This is a genomic window from Methanothrix sp. (genome assembly GCF_016706325.1).
In the GTDB taxonomy this organism is placed as follows: Archaea; Halobacteriota; Methanosarcinia; order Methanotrichales; family Methanotrichaceae; genus Methanothrix.
This window is the reverse complement of record NZ_JADJJX010000002.1, coordinates 421,792-440,887: the sequence shown is the minus strand read 5'-3', so window position 1 is coordinate 440,887 and position 19,096 is coordinate 421,792. Positions and strand designations below refer to the sequence as shown.

General features: G+C 53.9%; 19 protein-coding genes. 7 read left to right on the top strand and 12 right to left on the bottom strand.

Annotation, left to right across the window (positions count from 1 at the left end; genetic code table 11):
• Positions 1–71: 71 nt before the first annotated feature.
• The 6 genes from IPI63_RS11765 (at position 72) to IPI63_RS11740 (ending at position 3,242) form a co-directional block, all read left to right on the top strand.
• On the top strand, positions 72–323 hold the full coding sequence (locus IPI63_RS11765; RefSeq protein WP_214066400.1) for a PRC-barrel domain-containing protein: 252 nt from the start codon (positions 72–74) through the stop codon (positions 321–323).
• Positions 324–407: 84 nt separating this feature from the next.
• Positions 408–959 carry a peptidylprolyl isomerase gene (locus IPI63_RS11760; protein ID WP_292478601.1) on the top strand — a complete coding sequence of 184 codons (552 nt, stop codon included), beginning with the start codon at positions 408–410 and terminating at the stop codon, positions 957–959.
• A 53-nt stretch (positions 960–1,012) separates the two neighbouring features.
• A complete protein-coding gene (locus IPI63_RS11755) occupies positions 1,013–1,492 on the top strand; it encodes a peptidylprolyl isomerase (RefSeq protein ID WP_292478600.1) in 480 nt (159 codons plus the stop codon).
• A gap of 76 nt (positions 1,493–1,568) precedes the next feature.
• Positions 1,569–2,003 carry a hypothetical protein gene (locus IPI63_RS11750; RefSeq protein WP_292478599.1) on the top strand — a complete coding sequence of 145 codons (435 nt, stop codon included), beginning with the start codon at positions 1,569–1,571 and terminating at the stop codon, positions 2,001–2,003.
• A gap of 502 nt (positions 2,004–2,505) precedes the next feature.
• The gene (locus IPI63_RS11745; RefSeq protein ID WP_292478597.1) at positions 2,506–2,652 is read left to right on the top strand and encodes a hypothetical protein; all 147 of its coding nucleotides are present in this window, start codon (positions 2,506–2,508) and stop codon (positions 2,650–2,652) included.
• 68 nt (positions 2,653–2,720) lie between these two features.
• Positions 2,721–3,242, top strand: a complete 522-nt coding sequence (locus IPI63_RS11740; RefSeq protein WP_292478596.1) for a hypothetical protein — start codon at positions 2,721–2,723, stop codon at positions 3,240–3,242.
• Between the two features lie 66 nt (positions 3,243–3,308).
• Here the strand turns inward: IPI63_RS11740 and IPI63_RS11735 are convergent, their stop codons facing one another.
• From IPI63_RS11735 to IPI63_RS11695, 9 genes are all read right to left on the bottom strand, one after another.
• Complete coding sequence (locus tag IPI63_RS11735; RefSeq protein ID WP_292478594.1) at positions 3,309–4,214, bottom strand: EamA family transporter; 906 nt, start codon at positions 4,212–4,214, stop codon at positions 3,309–3,311.
• A gap of 53 nt (positions 4,215–4,267) precedes the next feature.
• Complete coding sequence (locus IPI63_RS11730) at positions 4,268–5,290, bottom strand: ketopantoate reductase family protein (protein WP_292478593.1); 1,023 nt, start codon at positions 5,288–5,290, stop codon at positions 4,268–4,270.
• The gene (locus IPI63_RS11725; protein WP_214066394.1) at positions 5,283–6,053 is read right to left on the bottom strand and encodes an ABC transporter permease; all 771 of its coding nucleotides are present in this window, start codon (positions 6,051–6,053) and stop codon (positions 5,283–5,285) included. Before IPI63_RS11725 ends, IPI63_RS11730 begins: the two co-directional genes overlap by 8 nt.
• 5 nt (positions 6,054–6,058) lie before the next feature.
• A complete protein-coding gene (locus tag IPI63_RS11720) occupies positions 6,059–7,045 on the bottom strand; it encodes an ATP-binding cassette domain-containing protein (protein WP_292478592.1) in 987 nt (328 codons plus the stop codon).
• 251 nt (positions 7,046–7,296) lie between these two features.
• The gene (locus IPI63_RS11715) at positions 7,297–9,030 is read right to left on the bottom strand and encodes a dipeptide ABC transporter ATP-binding protein (protein WP_394357590.1); all 1,734 of its coding nucleotides are present in this window, start codon (positions 9,028–9,030) and stop codon (positions 7,297–7,299) included.
• Positions 9,030–10,013, bottom strand: a complete 984-nt coding sequence (locus IPI63_RS11710) for an ABC transporter permease (RefSeq protein WP_292478589.1) — start codon at positions 10,011–10,013, stop codon at positions 9,030–9,032. Before IPI63_RS11710 ends, IPI63_RS11715 begins: the two co-directional genes overlap by 1 nt.
• Positions 10,010–11,008 carry an ABC transporter permease gene (locus IPI63_RS11705; protein WP_292478588.1) on the bottom strand — a complete coding sequence of 333 codons (999 nt, stop codon included), beginning with the start codon at positions 11,006–11,008 and terminating at the stop codon, positions 10,010–10,012. The genes IPI63_RS11710 and IPI63_RS11705 overlap by 4 nt, the downstream gene beginning before the upstream one ends.
• Before the next feature lie 37 nt (positions 11,009–11,045).
• Complete coding sequence (locus IPI63_RS11700; protein ID WP_292478586.1) at positions 11,046–11,909, bottom strand: class I SAM-dependent methyltransferase; 864 nt, start codon at positions 11,907–11,909, stop codon at positions 11,046–11,048.
• Between the two features lie 4 nt (positions 11,910–11,913).
• Positions 11,914–13,566, bottom strand: a complete 1,653-nt coding sequence (locus tag IPI63_RS11695) for an ABC transporter substrate-binding protein (protein WP_292478585.1) — start codon at positions 13,564–13,566, stop codon at positions 11,914–11,916.
• A 770-nt stretch (positions 13,567–14,336) separates the two neighbouring features.
• On the opposite strand from IPI63_RS11695, the gene IPI63_RS11690 reads away from it, so the two are divergent.
• Entirely contained in the window at positions 14,337–16,277 is a 1,941-nt protein-coding gene (locus IPI63_RS11690; RefSeq protein WP_292478583.1) for a cation-translocating P-type ATPase, read from the top strand.
• A gap of 113 nt (positions 16,278–16,390) precedes the next feature.
• Here the strand turns inward: IPI63_RS11690 and IPI63_RS11685 are convergent, their stop codons facing one another.
• The 3 genes from IPI63_RS11685 to IPI63_RS11675 are packed head-to-tail and all read right to left on the bottom strand — an operon-like array spanning position 16,391 to position 19,085.
• Complete coding sequence (locus tag IPI63_RS11685; protein ID WP_214066389.1) at positions 16,391–17,179, bottom strand: ABC transporter ATP-binding protein; 789 nt, start codon at positions 17,177–17,179, stop codon at positions 16,391–16,393.
• A complete protein-coding gene (locus tag IPI63_RS11680) occupies positions 17,176–18,306 on the bottom strand; it encodes an iron ABC transporter permease (RefSeq protein WP_292478582.1) in 1,131 nt (376 codons plus the stop codon). The genes IPI63_RS11685 and IPI63_RS11680 overlap by 4 nt, the downstream gene beginning before the upstream one ends.
• The gene (locus tag IPI63_RS11675) at positions 18,303–19,085 is read right to left on the bottom strand and encodes a slipin family protein (protein WP_292478581.1); all 783 of its coding nucleotides are present in this window, start codon (positions 19,083–19,085) and stop codon (positions 18,303–18,305) included. The genes IPI63_RS11680 and IPI63_RS11675 overlap by 4 nt, the downstream gene beginning before the upstream one ends.
• Positions 19,086–19,096 lie beyond the last annotated feature (11 nt).

The window sequence follows — 19,096 nt, the reverse complement described above, 5'->3', positions numbered from 1 at the left end:
CATCTGGTGCTTGGATTCAGGTCTGGATCTGAGATTGGATCTGGATATTCAAGATAGGGGGTCTAAGAGGCATGGGAAAGGTGTTCGCAGGAAGCATTGCAGATAAGGAGATCGTAAACGTCGATGGCCGGGTGCTGGGAGATCTGGAGAACCTGATCTACGAGGTCATGACCGGCAAGCTGGTGGACCTGGTGGTGAAGCCCAACTCGGGCCTTGATCGCAGCAGGTATCGAGAGGATGGCAAGTATGTGCTGATACCATACAGCTCAGTGGTAGCAATAAAAGACTACATTGTGGTGGATGAGAGCCGGGCCATGAAATAGCCGGGCTCAGCTCCGAAGATCGCTTATTTTCCCCTTTCCTCTCACTCCGGAAGGCTTATTTCTCCTCAGGTCCTCCATTTTTCGATGATGCAACTTGGATCTTATCTGGCTGTCGGCATTCTGGTGCTGGCCGTGATCCAGGCGGGATGCCTGGGCGAGGATAGTGAGAAGGGTGCTGAAGATGCAAAGGTCCTCATGAAGACCAGCATGGGCAACATCACCCTTCAGCTCTACAGTGATATGCCCATCACCACAGGCAACTTCCTGAGCCTGGTGGAGGAGGGCTTTTATGATGGTGTGATCTTCCACCGGGTTATAGATGGCTTCATGATCCAGGGCGGAGACCCCACCGGAACGGGAAGGGGCGGGCCCGGTTATACCATCCGGGATGAGTTCACCGATCATAATCGAAATGAGCGCGGCACCATAGCCATGGCCAATGCCGGACCCGAGACCGGGGGGAGCCAGTTTTTCATCAACCTGGCTGACAACAGCTTCCTGGATGAGAAGCATCCGGTATTCGGCCGGGTCATAGAGGGCATGGATGTGGTGGACAGGATCGGAAAGGTCAATAGGGACAGCGCTGACCGACCTGTAGAGGAGGTCGTGATCATTAAGGCCAAACGAATCAGCTGATCACAGGAGTAGATTGATAATGGAGATGATTTGACAATGGAGATGATTTGACAATGACAGCAGATAGCACAGAGGCAGGAGCTAAGGTTCTGCTCAACACCAGCATGGGCGATGTCACCATTCAGCTCTATCCGGATATGCCCATCACTGCAGGCAACTTCAAGAAGCTGGTGGAGAAGGGCTTCTATGATGGAGTGATCTTTCATCGGATCATCGATGGCTTCATGATCCAGGGCGGAGACCCCACCGGAACGGGAAGGGGCGGGCCGGGCTATTCCATCAAGGACGAGTTTTCCCCCAGCAGCAAGAACAATCGGGGGACCATCAGCATGGCCAATGCCGGGCCCGACACCGGAGGCAGCCAGTTCTTCATCAATCTGGTGGACAACAACTTCCTGGACGGCAAACACCCCGCCTTTGGCAAGGTGATCGAGGGGATGGATGTGGTGGACAGGATCGGCAAGGTGAAGACCGGAGCTATGGACCGGCCGGCAAAAGAGGTCAGGATCCTGAGCGCCAGAGTGGTCCCCTGACCACCTGACACCTGAACCTTTTTTTAATCAAAAGTTTTTTATCGATCCGCGACCCATAATTAAGCGGAGAGTTGGGATGAAGACAATAACAGCAATAATAGTATCGCTGATTTTCTTGCTGGCGGTACTTTCACTGGCAGAGAGCTGCTATGCACAGAGCATAGCTTACGCCCCATATGTGGGCGGCGAGTACGGCAGATTATGGCTGGACAGCCTTGGCCATAGGATCACAGCCCCCGCCCAGAGCACTTATAGCGATCTGTGGTACTGGGGCGGCGGCCCGAAAGGGAGCATTGCAGTCAATGGCTATCTGTTGCCGGATCTGCGCTATACCTGGAAGTCGGAGAACGGCACAGGCTACTGGACGGGAGGAAAGCCCCCGTATGCAAGCAGGTGGTATCCTCCATACAGCCACTGGTATCCATACTCCTTTGGCAGCCTTTACCCTGGCCTCTACTACTATCCCCCTGGCTACTTATACGGCGAATATGTGGTGCGCAGATTATATTGAGCCTGCTCTGGCCCAGAGGGAGTGATCCCTTCAGGCTGCCTGAGCCTCCAGGCAGGGGCGGATCGGAAGAGAGGAAGGAGAGGGCAGTCCATTTTTTCCCGGTTATTTACCTTTTCTGCCAATTCACCTATTTTCCTTTTTTGGTTGATTTACCAGCCCAAAATATGCCAAACTTTTCAGTTTTAAGGCATTTCTTTTTCTTTTAAGGCAATATCCAGCAGATCTTTTTACTATTTGACCGCAGCATTTATAGCTTTGAATTGTCAATGGGACCCGTCAAGGAATAGAGAGGAGGTGATGATGCATGGATGTGATGTCCCAAATATTTGCAATAATCCTCTTTGGAGCAATGGTGGTTTTATTGCCCTGGGGTCTGAATAAATGGTCTGACACCCGCGCTGGCGTGAGGTAGGGCTGGCAGCCTGCTAAGGCAGCCTATATCTTGGAGCCAATTGGATGATTGCAGATCCCTCATAGTGATACTGGGTGCATTGCCCTCCATATGGGCGAAGGCGCTCACTCTCTGCCGGTGGCCGGCATCAGGGCAGCGGAGTTTGATATCGACCCGAGGCCCGTGCCCCTCCCCGGCCGGGGGATGGGCCATTTCTATCTTGGCCGGAAGTTTCTGCCGACAGTATATCAGGAATAGTTATTAAGTATCAGGTTTAATAAGGGCAGAAGAAGCTGGTGGGATAATTGCATTCAGAGTCAATTCCAATGGTCGGAGAGAGGGCTCTTCTGCCAGAGAGCCCCCTGCCCGATTTAAGAGAGCCCCTGGCCAGATATCTGGAGCTGGAGTCGTTGCTTCATGATTTTTTCGAGGGTACAGGCTACTGCAAGGAAAACTATGGCATCACCTGCAATGGCTGCTGCAATGAGAATGTCGTCTTATATCCCAAGAGCGCCACTGGCTGCAGCAAGCTGGATGCAGAGAGAGAGAGGATTTACGGAAGGGGCGACATAACAAAGAGATCCTGCCCCTACTCCAGCGACAAAGGCTGCATCCTCCAGACTCATAAGACACCAAAATGCATAGCTTATATCTGCCCCCAGTTCACCAGGGCACTGAGAGAGCAAGGCATAGATTATGACTGGCTTGAGACCCATGCCCTGCTGCTCAGCATTCTCAATGAGGCCAGGTTCGACTGGTGGAGCGGCTCGAAGATCGAATCATTCTGCATCAGCGAGGAGGAATTCTCCCAGATAAAAAGGCAGCTTAAAGAATCATTACGGATATAGTCCCGTGCTCCTCCGCCCTCCAGCTCTTTCACTGGCTTTCCGCTTGACCTGAGCTGATAGACACCCTCAGGAGACCAGGTACACCCCGGCAATGATCAGCCCCGCCGCTGCAATCTTCATCCCAGCTGCCCGGCGGTCCATCTCCTCCACCAGTGCTCCAGGGACCAGGACACCCAGGATCAGGACATAGACCAGGGTGATGAAGGGCTGCAGGGCAGAGACGCTGGATACCAGGGCCACAGAGCCCAGGGCATAAGCGAAGATGAAGGCCCCTCTGCCCAGGAAATCAAAGAGCTCATTCAAGAAGAGGATTGAGAGGCGCGCTGGGCTGGAACGAAAGTAGCTCCTCGCCTCCCGCCGGAGCTCTCGATTGACCAGGAGGGCGCAGACTGCAATCAGGCTGCCAAGCGACGACCAGACGATCAGATGCCACTCAATGACATAGTCGAGCAGATGCTTGGAGGCCAGGGAGTAGGCGGCAGCGAAGATCCAGAAGACCACCATATACTTCAGAGCGGGAGAGATCCTGCCCCTCTCGCCTCTGCTCCCAGGGTTTGAGGCCGGGCGGTAGGAGATGAGAAGGCCGGCCAAGAGCAGCAGGGCACCGCCTGCATAGTCCGAGGGGCGCAAGGTCTCGCCCAATATGAAGAACTCCCCCAGGAAGACGAACACCGGAAAGACATAGACCTGGCCGGCGATCCTGCTCGCCTCCTCGACCTTGAGGGCAGACAGATATGCTGCCCAGAGGATCACCTGCAGCAATCCGGTCGACAGAGCATAAAGGCTATGCGGATAGATGAACACGAGGCCGGCATAGGCCAAGACGGGCAGGAGGAAGATCTGCTGGATCACCACCAGGACGAAGAGATAAGCCAGGCTGTTGCGGACATATCTGCCCAGGTAGAACTTATCGATGACCCCTGTGACCGCCAGGCAGGCGGCTCCAGCAATAGAGAAAGAGAACCAGTCCACAATTCCTCTCTTGCCAGGGGTTTGTTATAGATCTCCCAACTGAAATTCGATTCTTATGGTCCTCTAACAGCCGCCTTTATCAGGCTGTATAATGCCTCGTTCACGGGAACGGCAAGGGAATGCTCTTTGGCCAGGCGGACGATATAGCCGTTTATAGAATCGATCTCAGTGCTCTTCTCATTCAGGAGATCCTGCAGCATGCTGCAACTGTTCTCTGCCGTCCTCTCGGCCACAGAAAAGACCAGATCAAAGACCGCCTCGGGATCAAATTCCAGCCCCTCAGCGCCGGCCACCGCCACCCCTTCCCTGACCACCCTTTCCACAGTGCTCTGCAGAACAGGGGAGAGGATGACCCTGTTCTGCTGCCGGGCCAGGGCGGCTATTGGATTTATCACCGAGTTGATAAAGAGCTTATTCCATTGCTGCCTCTTGAAATCCGGGACGAAATCGATCTGAAATCCCCGTGCTTCAAACCGGGCTCTCATGAACTGCTCCCATTCCCCCAAGAGACCCTGCTCGATCAGTGTTGGCCCCCTGCCCTTCAGCTCGATCCTGCCCTCCCGGGCGAGCTTGACCCCGTTTGAGGTGATCCCCTCAAAGATCCTTCCTGAGGCCTGCGGGAGGAGGGTTCGGAATAGCTCTCCATTTCCCATGCCATTCATCAGCAAAAGGAAGCGAGAGGCCTTCAGCCTCTCCTCCAACAGGCCGGATCGAGCGATCTCCTCGCAGAGGCCCTTCAGAGAATAGCTCTTGACGGAGATCAGCAGCATCTGTGGACAGAAATCGGAGGCTTCAAGCTCCTCCAGCCTGGAGAACAGATGTTTGAAATAGAGCCGCTTTGTGCCCTCGAGAGCCTCCACCTCCAATCCCTCAGATCTGATCCTCTCCATATGCCCCATCCTTCCCAGCAGGGCCACATTCTTGATCGCCGCCCCATCCTCAAGAGCCGGATCGGAGAGAAGATAACCCATAAGAGATCCTATCGCCCCTGCGCCGCATATCAGGATGTTCTTGGCTTCTGTCTTGCCGTCGGTCAATTGAACCCTCTCCCCATCCAGTCTCCCCTTCTCACTCAATAATCTTCCTGAAGCTGAGCGATGCAAGGGTGAAGACCACCACATCAAAGATCAGTATGGCCAGGAGATCGATGGACAGCTTGCTCAACTCCCCACTGATCATCAGGCCCCTTACTGCATCCACTGCATAGGTGAGGGGATTGAGCACAGCGAACATCTGCAGAGCAGAAGGCATCATATCCACGGGGTAAAGGGCGTTGCTGGCAAAGAAAAGGGGCATGATCAATGCCTGGCCCAGCCCCATGAACCTCTCCCTGGTCTTCATGATGGAGGCCACCAGGATGGAGATGGCGGCAAATCCTCCCGAGACCAGAAATAGGATGATAAAAGCGGCTGCTATGTAGAAGGGGTTGGAGATGAACTTGACACCCAGCAGTATGGCCACGGGAAATATTATCAGAGCCTGGACCACTGCTCGCACCCCGGAGGCCACCGACCGGCCGATTACAGTAGCATAAATGGAGGTCGGGGCCACAAGAAGCCGCTTTAAAATCCCGGTCTCCCTCTCCCAGACGATGGTCAGGCCGTAGAATACAGAGACGAATATGGTGGACTGGAGCAATACCCCCGGGGTGATGTAGTCGATATAGGGAAGACCGCCTGTGGGTATGGCATTGACCCGGCCCATGATCGTCCCGAAGACGCCAAGCCAGAGTATGGGCTGCACCGCCCGGGTATAGATCTCAGTGCGGTCATGCCTGAGCCTTCTGATCTCCAGCTCGATCATGGCAAACATCTCCCGGATTGAATCACTCAGAGCCATATCGATCAGGCCTGCACCGGTTTTGATCCCCGTTCTTCCTCTTCCCTGCATTTGAAATGAATGGCGCCAGCATAATTCAGGAAGACGTCATCCAATGTGGGCTTGGCAGTGCATATCCTCTCAAGGGAGATCCCCTCCCCCCTCAAGAGATCCAGGATCAAAGGCAGCCTGGTCTCTGAGTCCCCCACAATTATTTCCAGATGGGAGTTATTATCGATGACACCCTGGACAAATGCCAGATCCCTGATGCTCTTCAGTACCCTTCCCCCGATCCGGTCATGTGAATAAACCTGAATGATCTCGCTTCTCAAAGACTGCTTCAGCTCACTTGCCGTTCCGGATTTCACAATCCTGCCCTTGTCTATTATCGCTATCTCATCGGAGTAGAGGTCTGCTTCATCCATGTAATGAGTATTGAAGAAGACTGTGGTGCCGTACTCCTGCTTGAATGATATCAGATTCTCCCAGACCGCCTTTCTTGCCGATGGGTCCAGGCCTATCGTCGGCTCATCCAGAAACAGAATCCTGGGCCCGACGAGCAGGGCACAGGCGATCTCCAGCCTGCGCACCATCCCCCCGGAGTAGCTCTTGACCATCCTGTCCGCCACCTCCTCGATGCCCATGCTCTGCAGTGTATCCTGGATTCTCTTCTCTCTCATCTTGGATGGAACGCCGTAGATCTTGGAGTAGATCAGCAGATTCTCATATCCGCTGATATCCAGCCAGACGCTGGTCTCCTGAGGCACATAGCCGATGATCTTTCTGATCTCCTGACCGCTCTTGACTGTATCCAGGCCGAAGATATATGCCGAGCCTGAGGTCGGCCTGATCTGAGTGGTCAGTATCCTCATCAGGGTGGTCTTGCCTGAGCCATTTGGACCCAGAAAGGCGAATACCTTCGCTGCTTTTACCCTTAGATCGAGCCCGTCCAGGGCCTTGATCCCGCCATTATAGAGCTTCGAGAGCTGTCTTACATCAATTGCACATGCCACTTTTCATTCACCAACATCATGGAGCCATCAACATCACAAGGCCCATAAATATCACATAGGGGCCATCAACATCACAGAGAGCTCATAAACATCAGAGGGGCCATCAACATCACAGAGGGCTCATAAACATCAGAGGGGCCATCAACATCACAGAGGGCTCATAAATACCAGAGGGGCCATCAACATCACAGAGGGCTCATAAATACCAGAGGGGCCATCAACATCAAAGCTCCCTAATGGGGTTTTATTTATCAGCCACCAGGAATCAGCTCTTCTCGATTCATCTTCGTCTCCACCAGCTTTCTTGTCGCCTCCTCCTGGGGATGAAGAATCACCTGATGAGAATTGCCGATCTCGATGATCCTACCCCTCTCCATGATGGCGATTCTGTCTGCCACCTTGAGGGCGACCATGAGGTCATGGGTTATATAGATCATGGCGAACCCCTGGGAATTTTGCAGCCCTTTCAACATCCGGAGGACATTGGCGGCAGTGGATACGTCCAGAGAGGAGGTGATCTCATCGGCGATCAGGAGCTTGGGCTTCATTATAAGCGCCCGGGCCAGGGCCACCCTCTGCCTCTGGCCCCCGCTCAGCCTCCCACAGTATTGGTTCAGGAATTGCTCAGAGCTGGAAAGGCCAACTGAAGCAAGAGCTGCCTTCGCCAGCTCGACCCTCTCCTCTGGCCTTTGCAGATGGTTGATATCCAGAGGCTCTTTCACTGCATCCAGAACGGTGAACCTGGAGCTGGTGGCGTTGACCGGATCCTGGAAGACTATCTGAATCCCGCCATATTGAGATCCATATCCCTCTCCATTCATCCTGTTTCCTTTGAAATAGATCTCCCCCACCCCAGAGCCCATCACCCCGGCCAGCATATGGGCGAGGGTTGACTTTCCCGAGCCCGTCTGGCCGACGATGGCCAGGACCTCACCCTCACTGATATCCAGGCAGACGTCCTTTACGGCATCAAGCACCCCTCCATCGGGCAGGCGGTAGCAGTAGTTCATCCCCGAGGCGGAGAGAAGGGTGACAACCCCACCCAAATGGCAAGCCACCTCCCGCTCGCTGTTCACAGGCTGCAGAGCCGGTGAGCTGCTCATGCATAGATCGACTCTCTGGGTGCAACGGGAGTAGAACGGGCAGCCCGGCACTGCTCCTGATGGAGCCTCTCCCGGTATCCCCCATAGGTCTCGGTAGAGGAAGATGCCAGGTGTGGAGTTGATGAGCCCCCTGGTATAAGGATGCAGGGGATGGTCTATCATCTTATCTGTATCTCCCCGCTCCATAGCCCGGCCGGCATACATCACCATCATCCTGTTGGTGAGGGAAGAGAGAAAGCTGATATCATGGGAGATCAGTATCATGCTGTATCCAAAATCCCTCTGCAGCCTCCTGAGCAGATCGGCTATCTTTGCTTTGGTGAAGGCATCCAGAGCCGATGTCACCTCATCGAGGATCAGAATTTCGGGTTGACATGATAGAGCCATGGCAATCAGCGCCCTCTGTCTCATCCCGCCGGAGAGCTGGTGGGGATAGGCCTTCAGCCAGACCGGATCCAGGTCAACCAGGCGGAAGAGCTCTGAGCCTCTCTTTTTTGCCTCGTCCTTTTCGATATGCAGATGCTTTATCATGGGCTCACATATCTGATCCTCCATCCTCATCACCGGATTTAGGACCTCAAGGCTGTTTTGAAATACAACAGCAATCTCCTTCCAGCGGATCTGGTCTTTTTCCTCCTCCGACATAGAATTGAAATCCCTGCCCTTGAGGATTATCGACCCCGTAACCTTGGCATTCTCAGGAAGAAGCCTCATGATTCCCAGAGCAAGGGTGGTCTTGCCGCTTCCAGACTCCCCCACCACGGCAAGCATCTCCCCTCTCTCCAAAGCAAAGCTGATTCCATCCACTGCTCGGAAGGATCTGCCCGCTGTTCCTTCTGATAGGTAATCAACGGACAGATCATTGATCTGGAGCAGCGGCATCATGATCGGCCTCCCATCCTCAGCTTTGGATCGATGACCCTCTCCATATCCCTGCCGATGAAGGCCAGGCAGAGGAGGAGAAATATCAGTGCCACTAATGGTGGTATAAGCCACCACTGCCAGTAGGGGGTGAAGTAGATCGAGCGGAAGCTGGTTGAATAGTGGAGCATCATGCCCCAGCTCTTGGAAGTGGGATCTCCCAGCCCCAGGAATGCCAGGCCCGACTCGGCCACAATGGCATAAGATGCTATATTGAGGATGCTGACAAACAGGACCGGCAGCACCTCGGGCATGATGTGCCTCCTGATGATATAGGAGGGGCTGGCTCCATTGAGCCTGGCGGAGATGATGTAATGCTGCTTTTTCATGGCCAGAGCAGAGGAACGCACTATCCTGGCCGGCTTAGCCCAGCTCAGAAAGACGAGCGCCAGTATCACATTGAGGATGCTGGGATTGAGAAATGCTGCTATTACGATCAACAGGGGAAAGCTCGGCAGGGCCATGGTGATATCAATCGCCCGGAGGAGAACTCTATCCCAGTTCCCTCCCAAATAGCCGCCCAATAGCCCCAGAGCGCCTCCTCCAACCCCGGATATCAGCGCCACCGCCAGGCCGATGATCAGGCTCATCCTGGCTCCGTAACATATCTGAGACCAGATGTCCATTCCCAGCTCATCCGTTCCCAGGATATGCTCTGGCCCCGGCGGCTCCAGGGAGCCTCCAGATATGGCCGATGGCTCGTAGATGGTTATAAATGGAGCAAATACGGCCACGAATACAATGAGAAGCAGGCCGAGTAGGGTTATCTTTCCTGCCATAGTGAATTTGCCGAATGTGCAGAGCATCGATCCAATGATTCTGCTCCACGGGCGCTGGCTTTGCCGGTGGTATTGAAGATGCTGCTGCAGCCAGGCGCTGCTGCTTTTTCGGGCAGCCTTCAGCAGAGCAGCATCCTTTTGCCGGTTATAGGAGTCGAAGGTCATGCCGCCTCATAGCTTGCCACTCTTGGGTCCAGATGCTCATAGATGATGTCCACCAGATAGTTGACTGAGAGGATGCTCACTGCCATTATGAGCATGATCCCCTGGATGAGGGGGTAGTCCCTGGCAACTACAGCTTCCCTGAGAAGGCTTCCCACACCCGGATAGGAGAAGACATTCTCCACCAGTACCGACCCGCCCATGAGCATGCCGATCATGAACCCAACCCGGGTGACCACAGGCAGAAGTGCATTGCGAAGGGCATGCCTGGTCCAGACCAGACGTTCTCCTATTCCATTGGCCTTGGCCGTCCTGATGTAATCCTTGGTCATCACAGTGACCAGAGTATTTCTAACCAGCAAGAAGGTTCCAGTCAGCTGGGTGAGGGAGAGGGTGATTATGGGAAGGGCGGCATGGTACCCGATATCCCAGGCGGCATCCAGCGGCCCGGAGTAATTGGCGAATGGGGTCACCGCCCCTGCCAGGGGAAAGATCTTCAGCCGGGCGGCAAATGCCAAAAGGATGATCAGGCCAAGCAGAAATGAGGGGATCTCAGAAAAGCTGATCAGGCCGAGGAGCAGGAGCTTGTCGCCCGCCTTCTCTCGATTCCTGGCAGAGAGAAGGCCGAGGAGTATGCCGACGAGAGTGCTTATGATGCTCGCTCCCACAACGATCAGCGCCGTCCAGGGCAGGCGCAACCATATTGCATCACTGACCGGCACCTTGTAGTAGATGCTATCTCCCAGATCCATTCTGGCCAGCGAGCCCAGATAGCTTATGAACTGCTCGTGGACCGGCCGGTCCAGTCCATAGTAGCTCCTGAAATACTCCCTTTGCTCCTCAGTCAGAACGGATACGACCTCGTTCTCTGCATCTGCAGACAGGATCAGAAATGGATCCCCTGGCATCATCCTGGGAAGAAAAAAGTTCAGCACAAGGATGATGAAAAGGACGGTGGCGTATTGAACCGCCATGCCCTTTCGCTCTCTTGACCTCATCCCTTAAACCCCATTCGGAATCATGATCCCCATGTCATCAGATATCAGATAATTGATCCTTCTTCCATACCATCATGCCTATTATGCTGTCAGATGTGGATTGAACGAGGCCGTTTTCTGCTCTCTTTTCGAAGTACTCTCTGATCCGGAGCTTCATATCCTCATCGATAATTTTGCTGCTGCTGAAAAATCCAGATACCGTCTCCACTGTATTCTCGACGGTCTCCTCGTTCTTCCAAGAGCTCTTGGAGAGCTTGATGGCAGGCCTGTAGCCCATGGAGTACAGATACATAAAAGGCAGGGAAAAGCCATAGCCTCCTTCTGGATACGACTCATTGAAGAGCATCCGGTATAGCTCGTAGTAGGAAGGGTCCCACCTCCGGGCGACGAAGTTGCTGTAGTAGCATACGCCCTTCGATGCGGCCATCATCTTTTCAAAGGAATCGGGACCATCGATCCCGGGGGTCATGGAGGCGACCACCAGGTCGAAGCGACCCCGGAATCCCTGGGAATCGATATCTATCTCACTCCAACCAGAGTGAATGCTCCTCTCGATATTCAATCCCTCTTCTGCCGCTCTCTTCTTCAAGTGGGCCAGCATCTGCTCTGAGATGTCGATTGCTGTCACCTTGGCCCCCAATTCGGCGAGAGGCAGGGCGAGGGTCCCCGGCCCAGAGCCTATATCGAGAACCTCAGCTCCATCCAGGGATAGACCGGTGCTGGCTATCAGATCGAAGAACTGATCCGACTTATTCTGCTTTCTCTCCTTGGAGACACCCCGGGAGTATCCTTCTGCTCTTCTGTCCCAGAAGAGGGCGGAATGAGGCCCTCTTCTCCTGTTTTGTGTCAGGTTTCTCCAGTGCTCAGCCAGATAGGCAGTATTTTCGTTTGCACCCACCATCTCATCAATTCTCCAATTCGCTGCGGTCAAGATATGACAGCTTGCTGTGAGTCATCTCATGATGGTCGAACATGTTCATCCAGCCATCATAGACTGCGGGACGATAGGCATTGTAGCTGGCAGTATAATAGAGGGGAATGCTCGGCACATCCTCTGCCAGGACCTCTTGAATCTCATAGACGATCTCTTTGCGTTTCTGCTCATCGATCTCGCCCAGTTGGGCCAGGCAGAGCTCATCCACCCTATCGTTCTGGTACCCGGTAAGCGGCCTTCCGTGGCCTGCTCCCTCTATGCCAAATGACTCGCCGCAGAATTTGGCTCTCAGGTAGTCGGCATCAAATCCCCAGCCACCATGGCCGTTGATCCCTATCTCGAAGTCGCCACTGCCAAGCTTTGCATCTCTGGATTTGCTCTCGATCGCCTGGATGTTGACACTGATACCAGCCTCCTTCAGCCTCTCTTTGACCAGCTCGCCGATTCTCGCCTGGTCGCTGGAGAGGATTATATCGAATGAGAGCTCCTGTCCATCCTTATCCATCACCCCATTGCCATCGCTGTCCTTCCAGCCATCCTCTTCCAGGATTTTCATCGCCTTTTCGGCATTGTGCTCATACTCGGGCAGATCTGGATTGTACCAGATATGATCCTGGGGCAGAATTCCCATGCTTCCTGGCTTGCCCGCACCCCTTCCGATCTTCTCCACCAGCTCCTCCCGGTCGATGGCATAGGCAAATGCCTGGCGTACTGCTTTATCCTTTAGAATTGGATTCTTGGCCATGTTGAATGTCAGCTCATATCCCCAGACGGCCGGCTGCTGGAAGATGTAGACCTCAGGGTCGCTCTTGAACATATCCACCAGGTCAGCAGAGAGGCCCACAAAGTCGATTGCACTCTGCTGGAAGGCCACTGTGGCATCGCTGACGGGCACAAACTCGATGCTCTTTACCCTGGGGGTCGGTCCCCAGAAGTCCTCTTTAGCGGCAAATCTGTAGGTGCCGTGCTCCTTGTTGTACTCCTCAAGTGTATACGGGCCGGTGCCAATTACCGCCTCTGGAGCGTCGAAGGCGTTGGGGTCATCAACTTTCTCCCAGATATGCTGGGGGATTATCCGCACTGAGGCCATCTCGTCCAGGAAAGGAGCCATGGGCTGGCTGAGGATGAACTTGATGGTGTGCTCATCGATCACCTTCATATCCGAGACCAATGAGAGATCATAGGCTGATGCTGGTGAGTGCTCTTTCTCGTACTCGATGGTAAATCTCACATCCTCTGCAGTGAAGGGCTCGCCATCAGCCCAATTGACATCATCTCTCAGATGGAATGTATACTCCTTCCCGTCAGAGCTGATGTCCCAGCTCTCTGCCAGCCAGGGGATCAGGCCCTTATCATCCCTCTCTATCAGGCAATCGAAGATCAGGTTCATCTTGTATATTCCAGGACCTCGGGGATAGTGCATGAATGGCGTGGGATAGCCGGAGTCACCACCGCTCAGGTGAATGATATCCACGCTCCTGGGGGATGACCCCTTCGCATCGCCTGATTGGGCCAGACATACTGGACAGATCAGTGCCGCACAGATGCAGGCGAGTACGACTCCGATTAAGGCCTCTTTCCATAGATTGCAGGGCTTAGCATCTGGTAGATTATGCATCATCATCCTTCTCCTCTCTTCTAATCAACCTTTTTTGACTGTTTTCACAATTTATTTACAATTGTTCACTTTTGTGATTACGACACACAATGGTTGTGGATTCAACCCAATCTTTATTAACTTTTCTGTAGAAAGTAGCTATTGGCCCCACTTATTTTTTATATGAATTTAAAAATGATATATTAAAATCAGTTTTATGAACAAAATATAGCAAATTTAAGCTATAAATACAGCAACTATTAGCGTTTATACAGCAAATATCAGCTATAAATACAACAAATATCAATTTCTATACAACAAGTATCAACTTCTATACAGCAAGTATCAACTCCATATTATCCTTAACTCATTGCATTCACTTTGTAATACAAATATAAGCAAAAATCTTAAATAACTCAATACCATATGAATATCGGCGAAGGAATTCGCCGGAAAATAAGGTATCAGACAGTAACATGATCCTTCTACTGGCATTGATTCCGGTTGGCCATGGCAGACAATGCAGCAATGGAAGCGCTGAGGGGCAGTGCCGCCCAGGGGGCGATGCAGGATCTCAGAATTGAGAAGGGGATGCCGACGTTCCAGTTCTAACCACCGCCGGGAGCGGTAACAGCCGATGAAAAAAGCCAGTATGCTCCTATGAAGGTTGCAGGCGCAATGCAGCCAGGTTTCTCGATAACTATTTATCAAGCCGTCTCCTGCCTGATTGTTACGGCCATCAACAGACGTAATATAAAAGCATACGGGAATCAGGAGATATAGGAGATTAAGATAAGATGCTTGACAATAATATGAATGATCCGGCCTCCAGAGCCGCTACCTGCAAGAGCAGGCACTGGCTGCATCGCTACAGGAGTTTTCTTGTCGATCCCGGAACCATTTTCACCTTAGCCAGCGGCATTCTCCTGATCTTGGCTGTGATCACCGATCCGGGCGGCCTGTATCATGGTGAGGTGCATGAGAGTGGAAGCATCCTCTATCTGGCAGCGGCCCTGGTCGGCTCCTCTTATATCTGGTGGTCTGCTCTGCAGGGCATAAGAGAGAAGGACTTCACCGCCGATATACCGGTATCCATTGCCACTATGGCCGCGATTGCCATCGGCGAGTATGCAGCAGCAGCGGTGGTGGCCGTCCTCCTTCTCGTAGGAGGCCTTCTGGAGGAGTTCGTCGCCGCCCGGGCCAATCAATCTCTGGAATCGCTCTCCCGCCTCCTGCCCGATAGCGTCACAGTGCGCAGAGAGGGCCGGGATCTGATCGTCTGCCTGGAGGAGATTCAAACGGGGGATACTCTTCTTGTCCGCTCCGGGGAGAGGATTGCAGTGGACGGCGAGGTCATCTCCGGACTGGCCTCTGTCAGCCAGGCAGCTATAACTGGGGAGAGCCTGGCGGTGGAGAAGAAGACAGGGGATAAGGTCTTTGCCGGAACCCTTCTGGAGGTGGGGGCGATTGAGGTGCTCGTCACTGGAACAGGAAGCGAGACCACCCTGGGCCAGATCCGCACTCTGATCGAGGAGGCTCAGGCCCACAAGCCGCCCATAGAGAGGCTGCTGAACCGCTATGCTAAGATCTATATGCCCACAGCCCTCATCGCCGGGGGGCTCTTGTGGTGGTGGAGCGGGGATGTGATGAGAGCCATCACCATGCTCATCGTCTTCTGCCCCTGCGTCATTGTGCTGGCCACGCCGACGGCCCTTGTTGCCGCCATTGGAAATGCCGCCCTGAGAGGAAGCCTCGTCAAGAAGGGGGCGACGATCGAGGCTCTATCCAATGTGGATACAGTGATATTCGACAAGACCGGGACATTGACTGCCGGAAAGCCGAAGCTTCTCTCCATTGTGCCCCTGGGAGAGTCATCGCAAGAAGAGCTGCTGGAGAAGGCGGCCAGGGGAGAGAAGTTCAGCGAGCATCCCCTGGGCAGAGCAATGGTAGATGAGGCCAAGAGCAGAGGCCTGGATCCTCTCGATCCCCAGTCCTTCGAGGCTCTGCCCGGGTTGGGGGTAAGGGCCAGGGTGGAGGGCGAGGAGATCTTTTTAGGGGGGGCGAGCAGCCTGGAACGGGAGGGGATCAGCGTCGATCAGGATGTAAAAGAGAGGGCGCGATCTTTGGAGGCTGCAGGCTGCAGCGTTATACTGATGGCTGCAGGCTGCCGGACAGAGGGGCTCTTTGTATTCGAGGACGAGCTGAGGCAGGAGGCAGATGATGTCGTGCAGAAGCTGGAGAAGCTGGGCCTGGATGTGGTGATCGTCACCGGCGATAACCAGGCAGCCACAGAAAGGGTGGCCAGCAGAATCGGGGTCCGGGAGCTGTTCTTCGAGAAGATGCCACAGGAGAAGGTTCAGATAGTAAAGGAGCTGCAATCCAGGGGGCGCAAGGTGGCATTTGTTGGCGAGGGGGTGAACGATGGGCCGGCCCTGGCCCAGGCAGATGTGGGAATAGCCATGGGCATTGCTGGAACTGATGTGGCCATGGAGACGGCGGACATTGGCCTTCTCTCAGATGATCTCTCCAAGATGCCCCATCTGATCAAGGTCTCAAGAAAAGCGATCAAGACCATTAAGCACAACCTGGTATTCTCCCTTGGGGTGCTGGCGGTAGCAGTTGTATTGACAGTGCCGGGAGTTCTCAATCCGGTCTCCGGAGCCCTCCTGCATGAGCTGTCATCCATCCCGGTGATAATGAATTCCATGAGGATCATTGCATATGGGCCGAAGGCTTGATTGAGAAAAAGAAAGGGGGGGGAAAAAGAAAGAGGGAAAAAAGAAAAAAAGGAATGAGAGAGAGACAAAGAGAAACAAAAGAGAAACGAGAGAAAAAAGAGAAAAAAGAAAAATCAGGCCCTTGCTCCCCGGATCTGCCGCAAGGGCATTATCACCGGCCGGTCGGACATGCTCCTTATCGCCGCCTCCACCCGGTAGACCTTTGCTATGTTCTCCTCGGTGATCACCGTTTGGGGATCGCCAGCAGCTATTATCTTGCCCCTCTTCATCATGATGATCCGGTCGGAGTAGTAGGAGGCGAGATTCAGATCATGCAAGGCCATGATGGCAGTGATCCCCTTTTTCTTGACCACATCCCGGATGATGTTCATCACATCCAGCTGATGCCAGATGTCCAGATTGCTGGTGGGCTCATCCAGGAGCATCACCTCTGCCTCCTGAACCAATGCTCGGGCGATCAGGACCTTCTGCTGCTGGCCGCCTGAGAGCTCGCTGAAGTTGCTCATGGCCAGCTTCTCAATATCAAGGAGCCTCATCACCTCCCAGACCTTATTCTCATCTCTCTCACTTCCCAGCCAGCCGATATGAGGCCTTCTGCCCATCAGGATGGTGTCAAAGACATTGGTGGGAAAGATCCTCACTGAGCTCTGGGGGACATAGGAGAGATACCTGGCCATATCCATTCTGTCCATCTTGGTCACATCCTTCCGGTCGATGAGAATGCTCCCGCCCTGGGGGGCAAGGATTCTATCTATGCACTTGATCAGAGTGGACTTGCCAGAGCCATTGGGCCCCACTATTGTGACCAGCTTTGAGGGGGCGATCTCGAAGTTCACATTTTCAAGTATTTTATTGCTGCTATAGCCAAAATCTATATCTTTGGCCTGAAGCTTGATCATCATGTCCAAAACTCCTTTCTCTTTCCTTTCATCATCAGATACATGAAGAAAGGCACTCCCACGATCGATGTCATGATCCCGGTGGGTATGATGGTAGGGGCGATCAGATTCATTCCCACGGCATCGGCAGACATAAGGACCAGTGCGCCCAGCACTCCGGAGGCGGGAATGAGGAAACGGTGGTCTCCCCCTATGACCATCCGGGCCATGTGAGGGGCAACCAGCCCCACAAAGGCGATGGTCCCCATGAAGGAGACGATGGTGGCAACCAGCAGGCTGCTGACCACCATTATGAATATGCGTGTATTCTCGGCATTGACCCCAATGCTCTTGGCGGTCTCGTCTCCTGCCGTCATGATGTTCAGGTCCCAGCACTTGGTCATAAGCAGAGGGATGCAGATGATGAAGACTGCCAATAGTATCTGGGAGTTGGTCCAGGAGAATGCTGCCAGATCCCCCATTCCCCAGTTGGTCATGAGGCGGAGCTGCTCGTCGGTGGAGAAATACTTGAGAAGCTGGCTTACAGCCGTGAAGAAGTAGTTGACAGCGATCCCTGCCAGGACCAGGTTCTCAGAGGTCGCTCCCTTGATGGCGGCCAGGCCGATGATGAAAAGAGAGCAGAAGAGGGCGCAGAGAAAGGCATTGCCGATGATGAAGTAGGGGCCGGCCAGAAAGGAGAAGCCCACAACTGCAGCTACAGATATGCCGAACTGCGCTCCGGCGGTGATACCCAGGGTGAAGGGGCTGGCCAGAGGATTCTTTAAGACCGCCTGCATCACACAGCCGCATATCCCCAGCCCGAAGCCGGCCATTATCCCCCCCAGGATTCTGGGAAAGCGGATGTTCCAGACCACCCGGCTGGTGAGCTCATCCACATAGAAGTGCTGCGGCCAAAAGCGCCCCAGAAGGGCATAATAGGAGTCGGACACCGATATGTTCAGGGGGCCGAGGGTGATTATTATCCCTGTGAGGAGGACCAGGAGAGCAACGATGCCCAGCACGAATAAGATTCTGATGAACTTGAATCTCTCATGGGCTAGCTCGTGGCTGCTCTTCTTGCCTGACCTTCTTGACCGAGTGTGGCCAGCATCGGGCTTGCCCCGGAAGAAGAGTGCCCGAAAGCTGGTCATTTATTGCTCACAGCCGCCCTGGCCAAGCCCAAGAAAAAGGGAAGATCTGAGTTCTTGCAGCCATCGTCCGATCCAGTGGAGACCACAATCAAGTTCTTCTCTTTAGCGATCTCAGTCAGGGTCTGGTATTCCCTCAGCTTCAGAGCGCTGGGCTTATCCTCGTACATATCTGCAGCCTGGTTCATCATCATTGAGGCCTGGTATTCTCCCTCTGCCAGGATTATACGGGCTCTCTTCTCTCTCTCCGCCTCTGCCTGGCGGGCGATTGCGCGCAGCATGTTCTCAGGCAATGAGACATCCCTCATGGTGACCATCACCACGTGCATCCCCCAGGGAACAGTGGTCGAGTCCAGGATCTCCTTGATCCTCATATTGAGATCATCCCGGTCGGAGAGGATGGTGTCCAGCTCATTCTGCCCCAGGACATCCCTCAGAGTGGTCTGGGCGAGAAGAAGAGTGGCCGCCTCAAAGTCCTCCACCTCGACGATCGCCCTCGAGGCATCAGTCACCTTGTAGTAGATGACTGCATCCACCTCCAGGGTGACATTGTCCCGGCTGATCACCGTCTGCTTGGGGACATCAAGCTCTCTTACCCTCATGTCCACCCGGACCATCTTATCCACCAGAGGGATGAGGGCGAAGAGGCCTGGAGCTCTCTCTTTCTTGATCTTGCCCAGGCGGAATATCACCCCCCTCTCGTACTGTCTGATCACCCGGATGGATGCAGCCAGCAGCACTATCAAAAGAGCCGATCCGGCCAGAACGGGAATAGAGACCATTTTTACCTCCT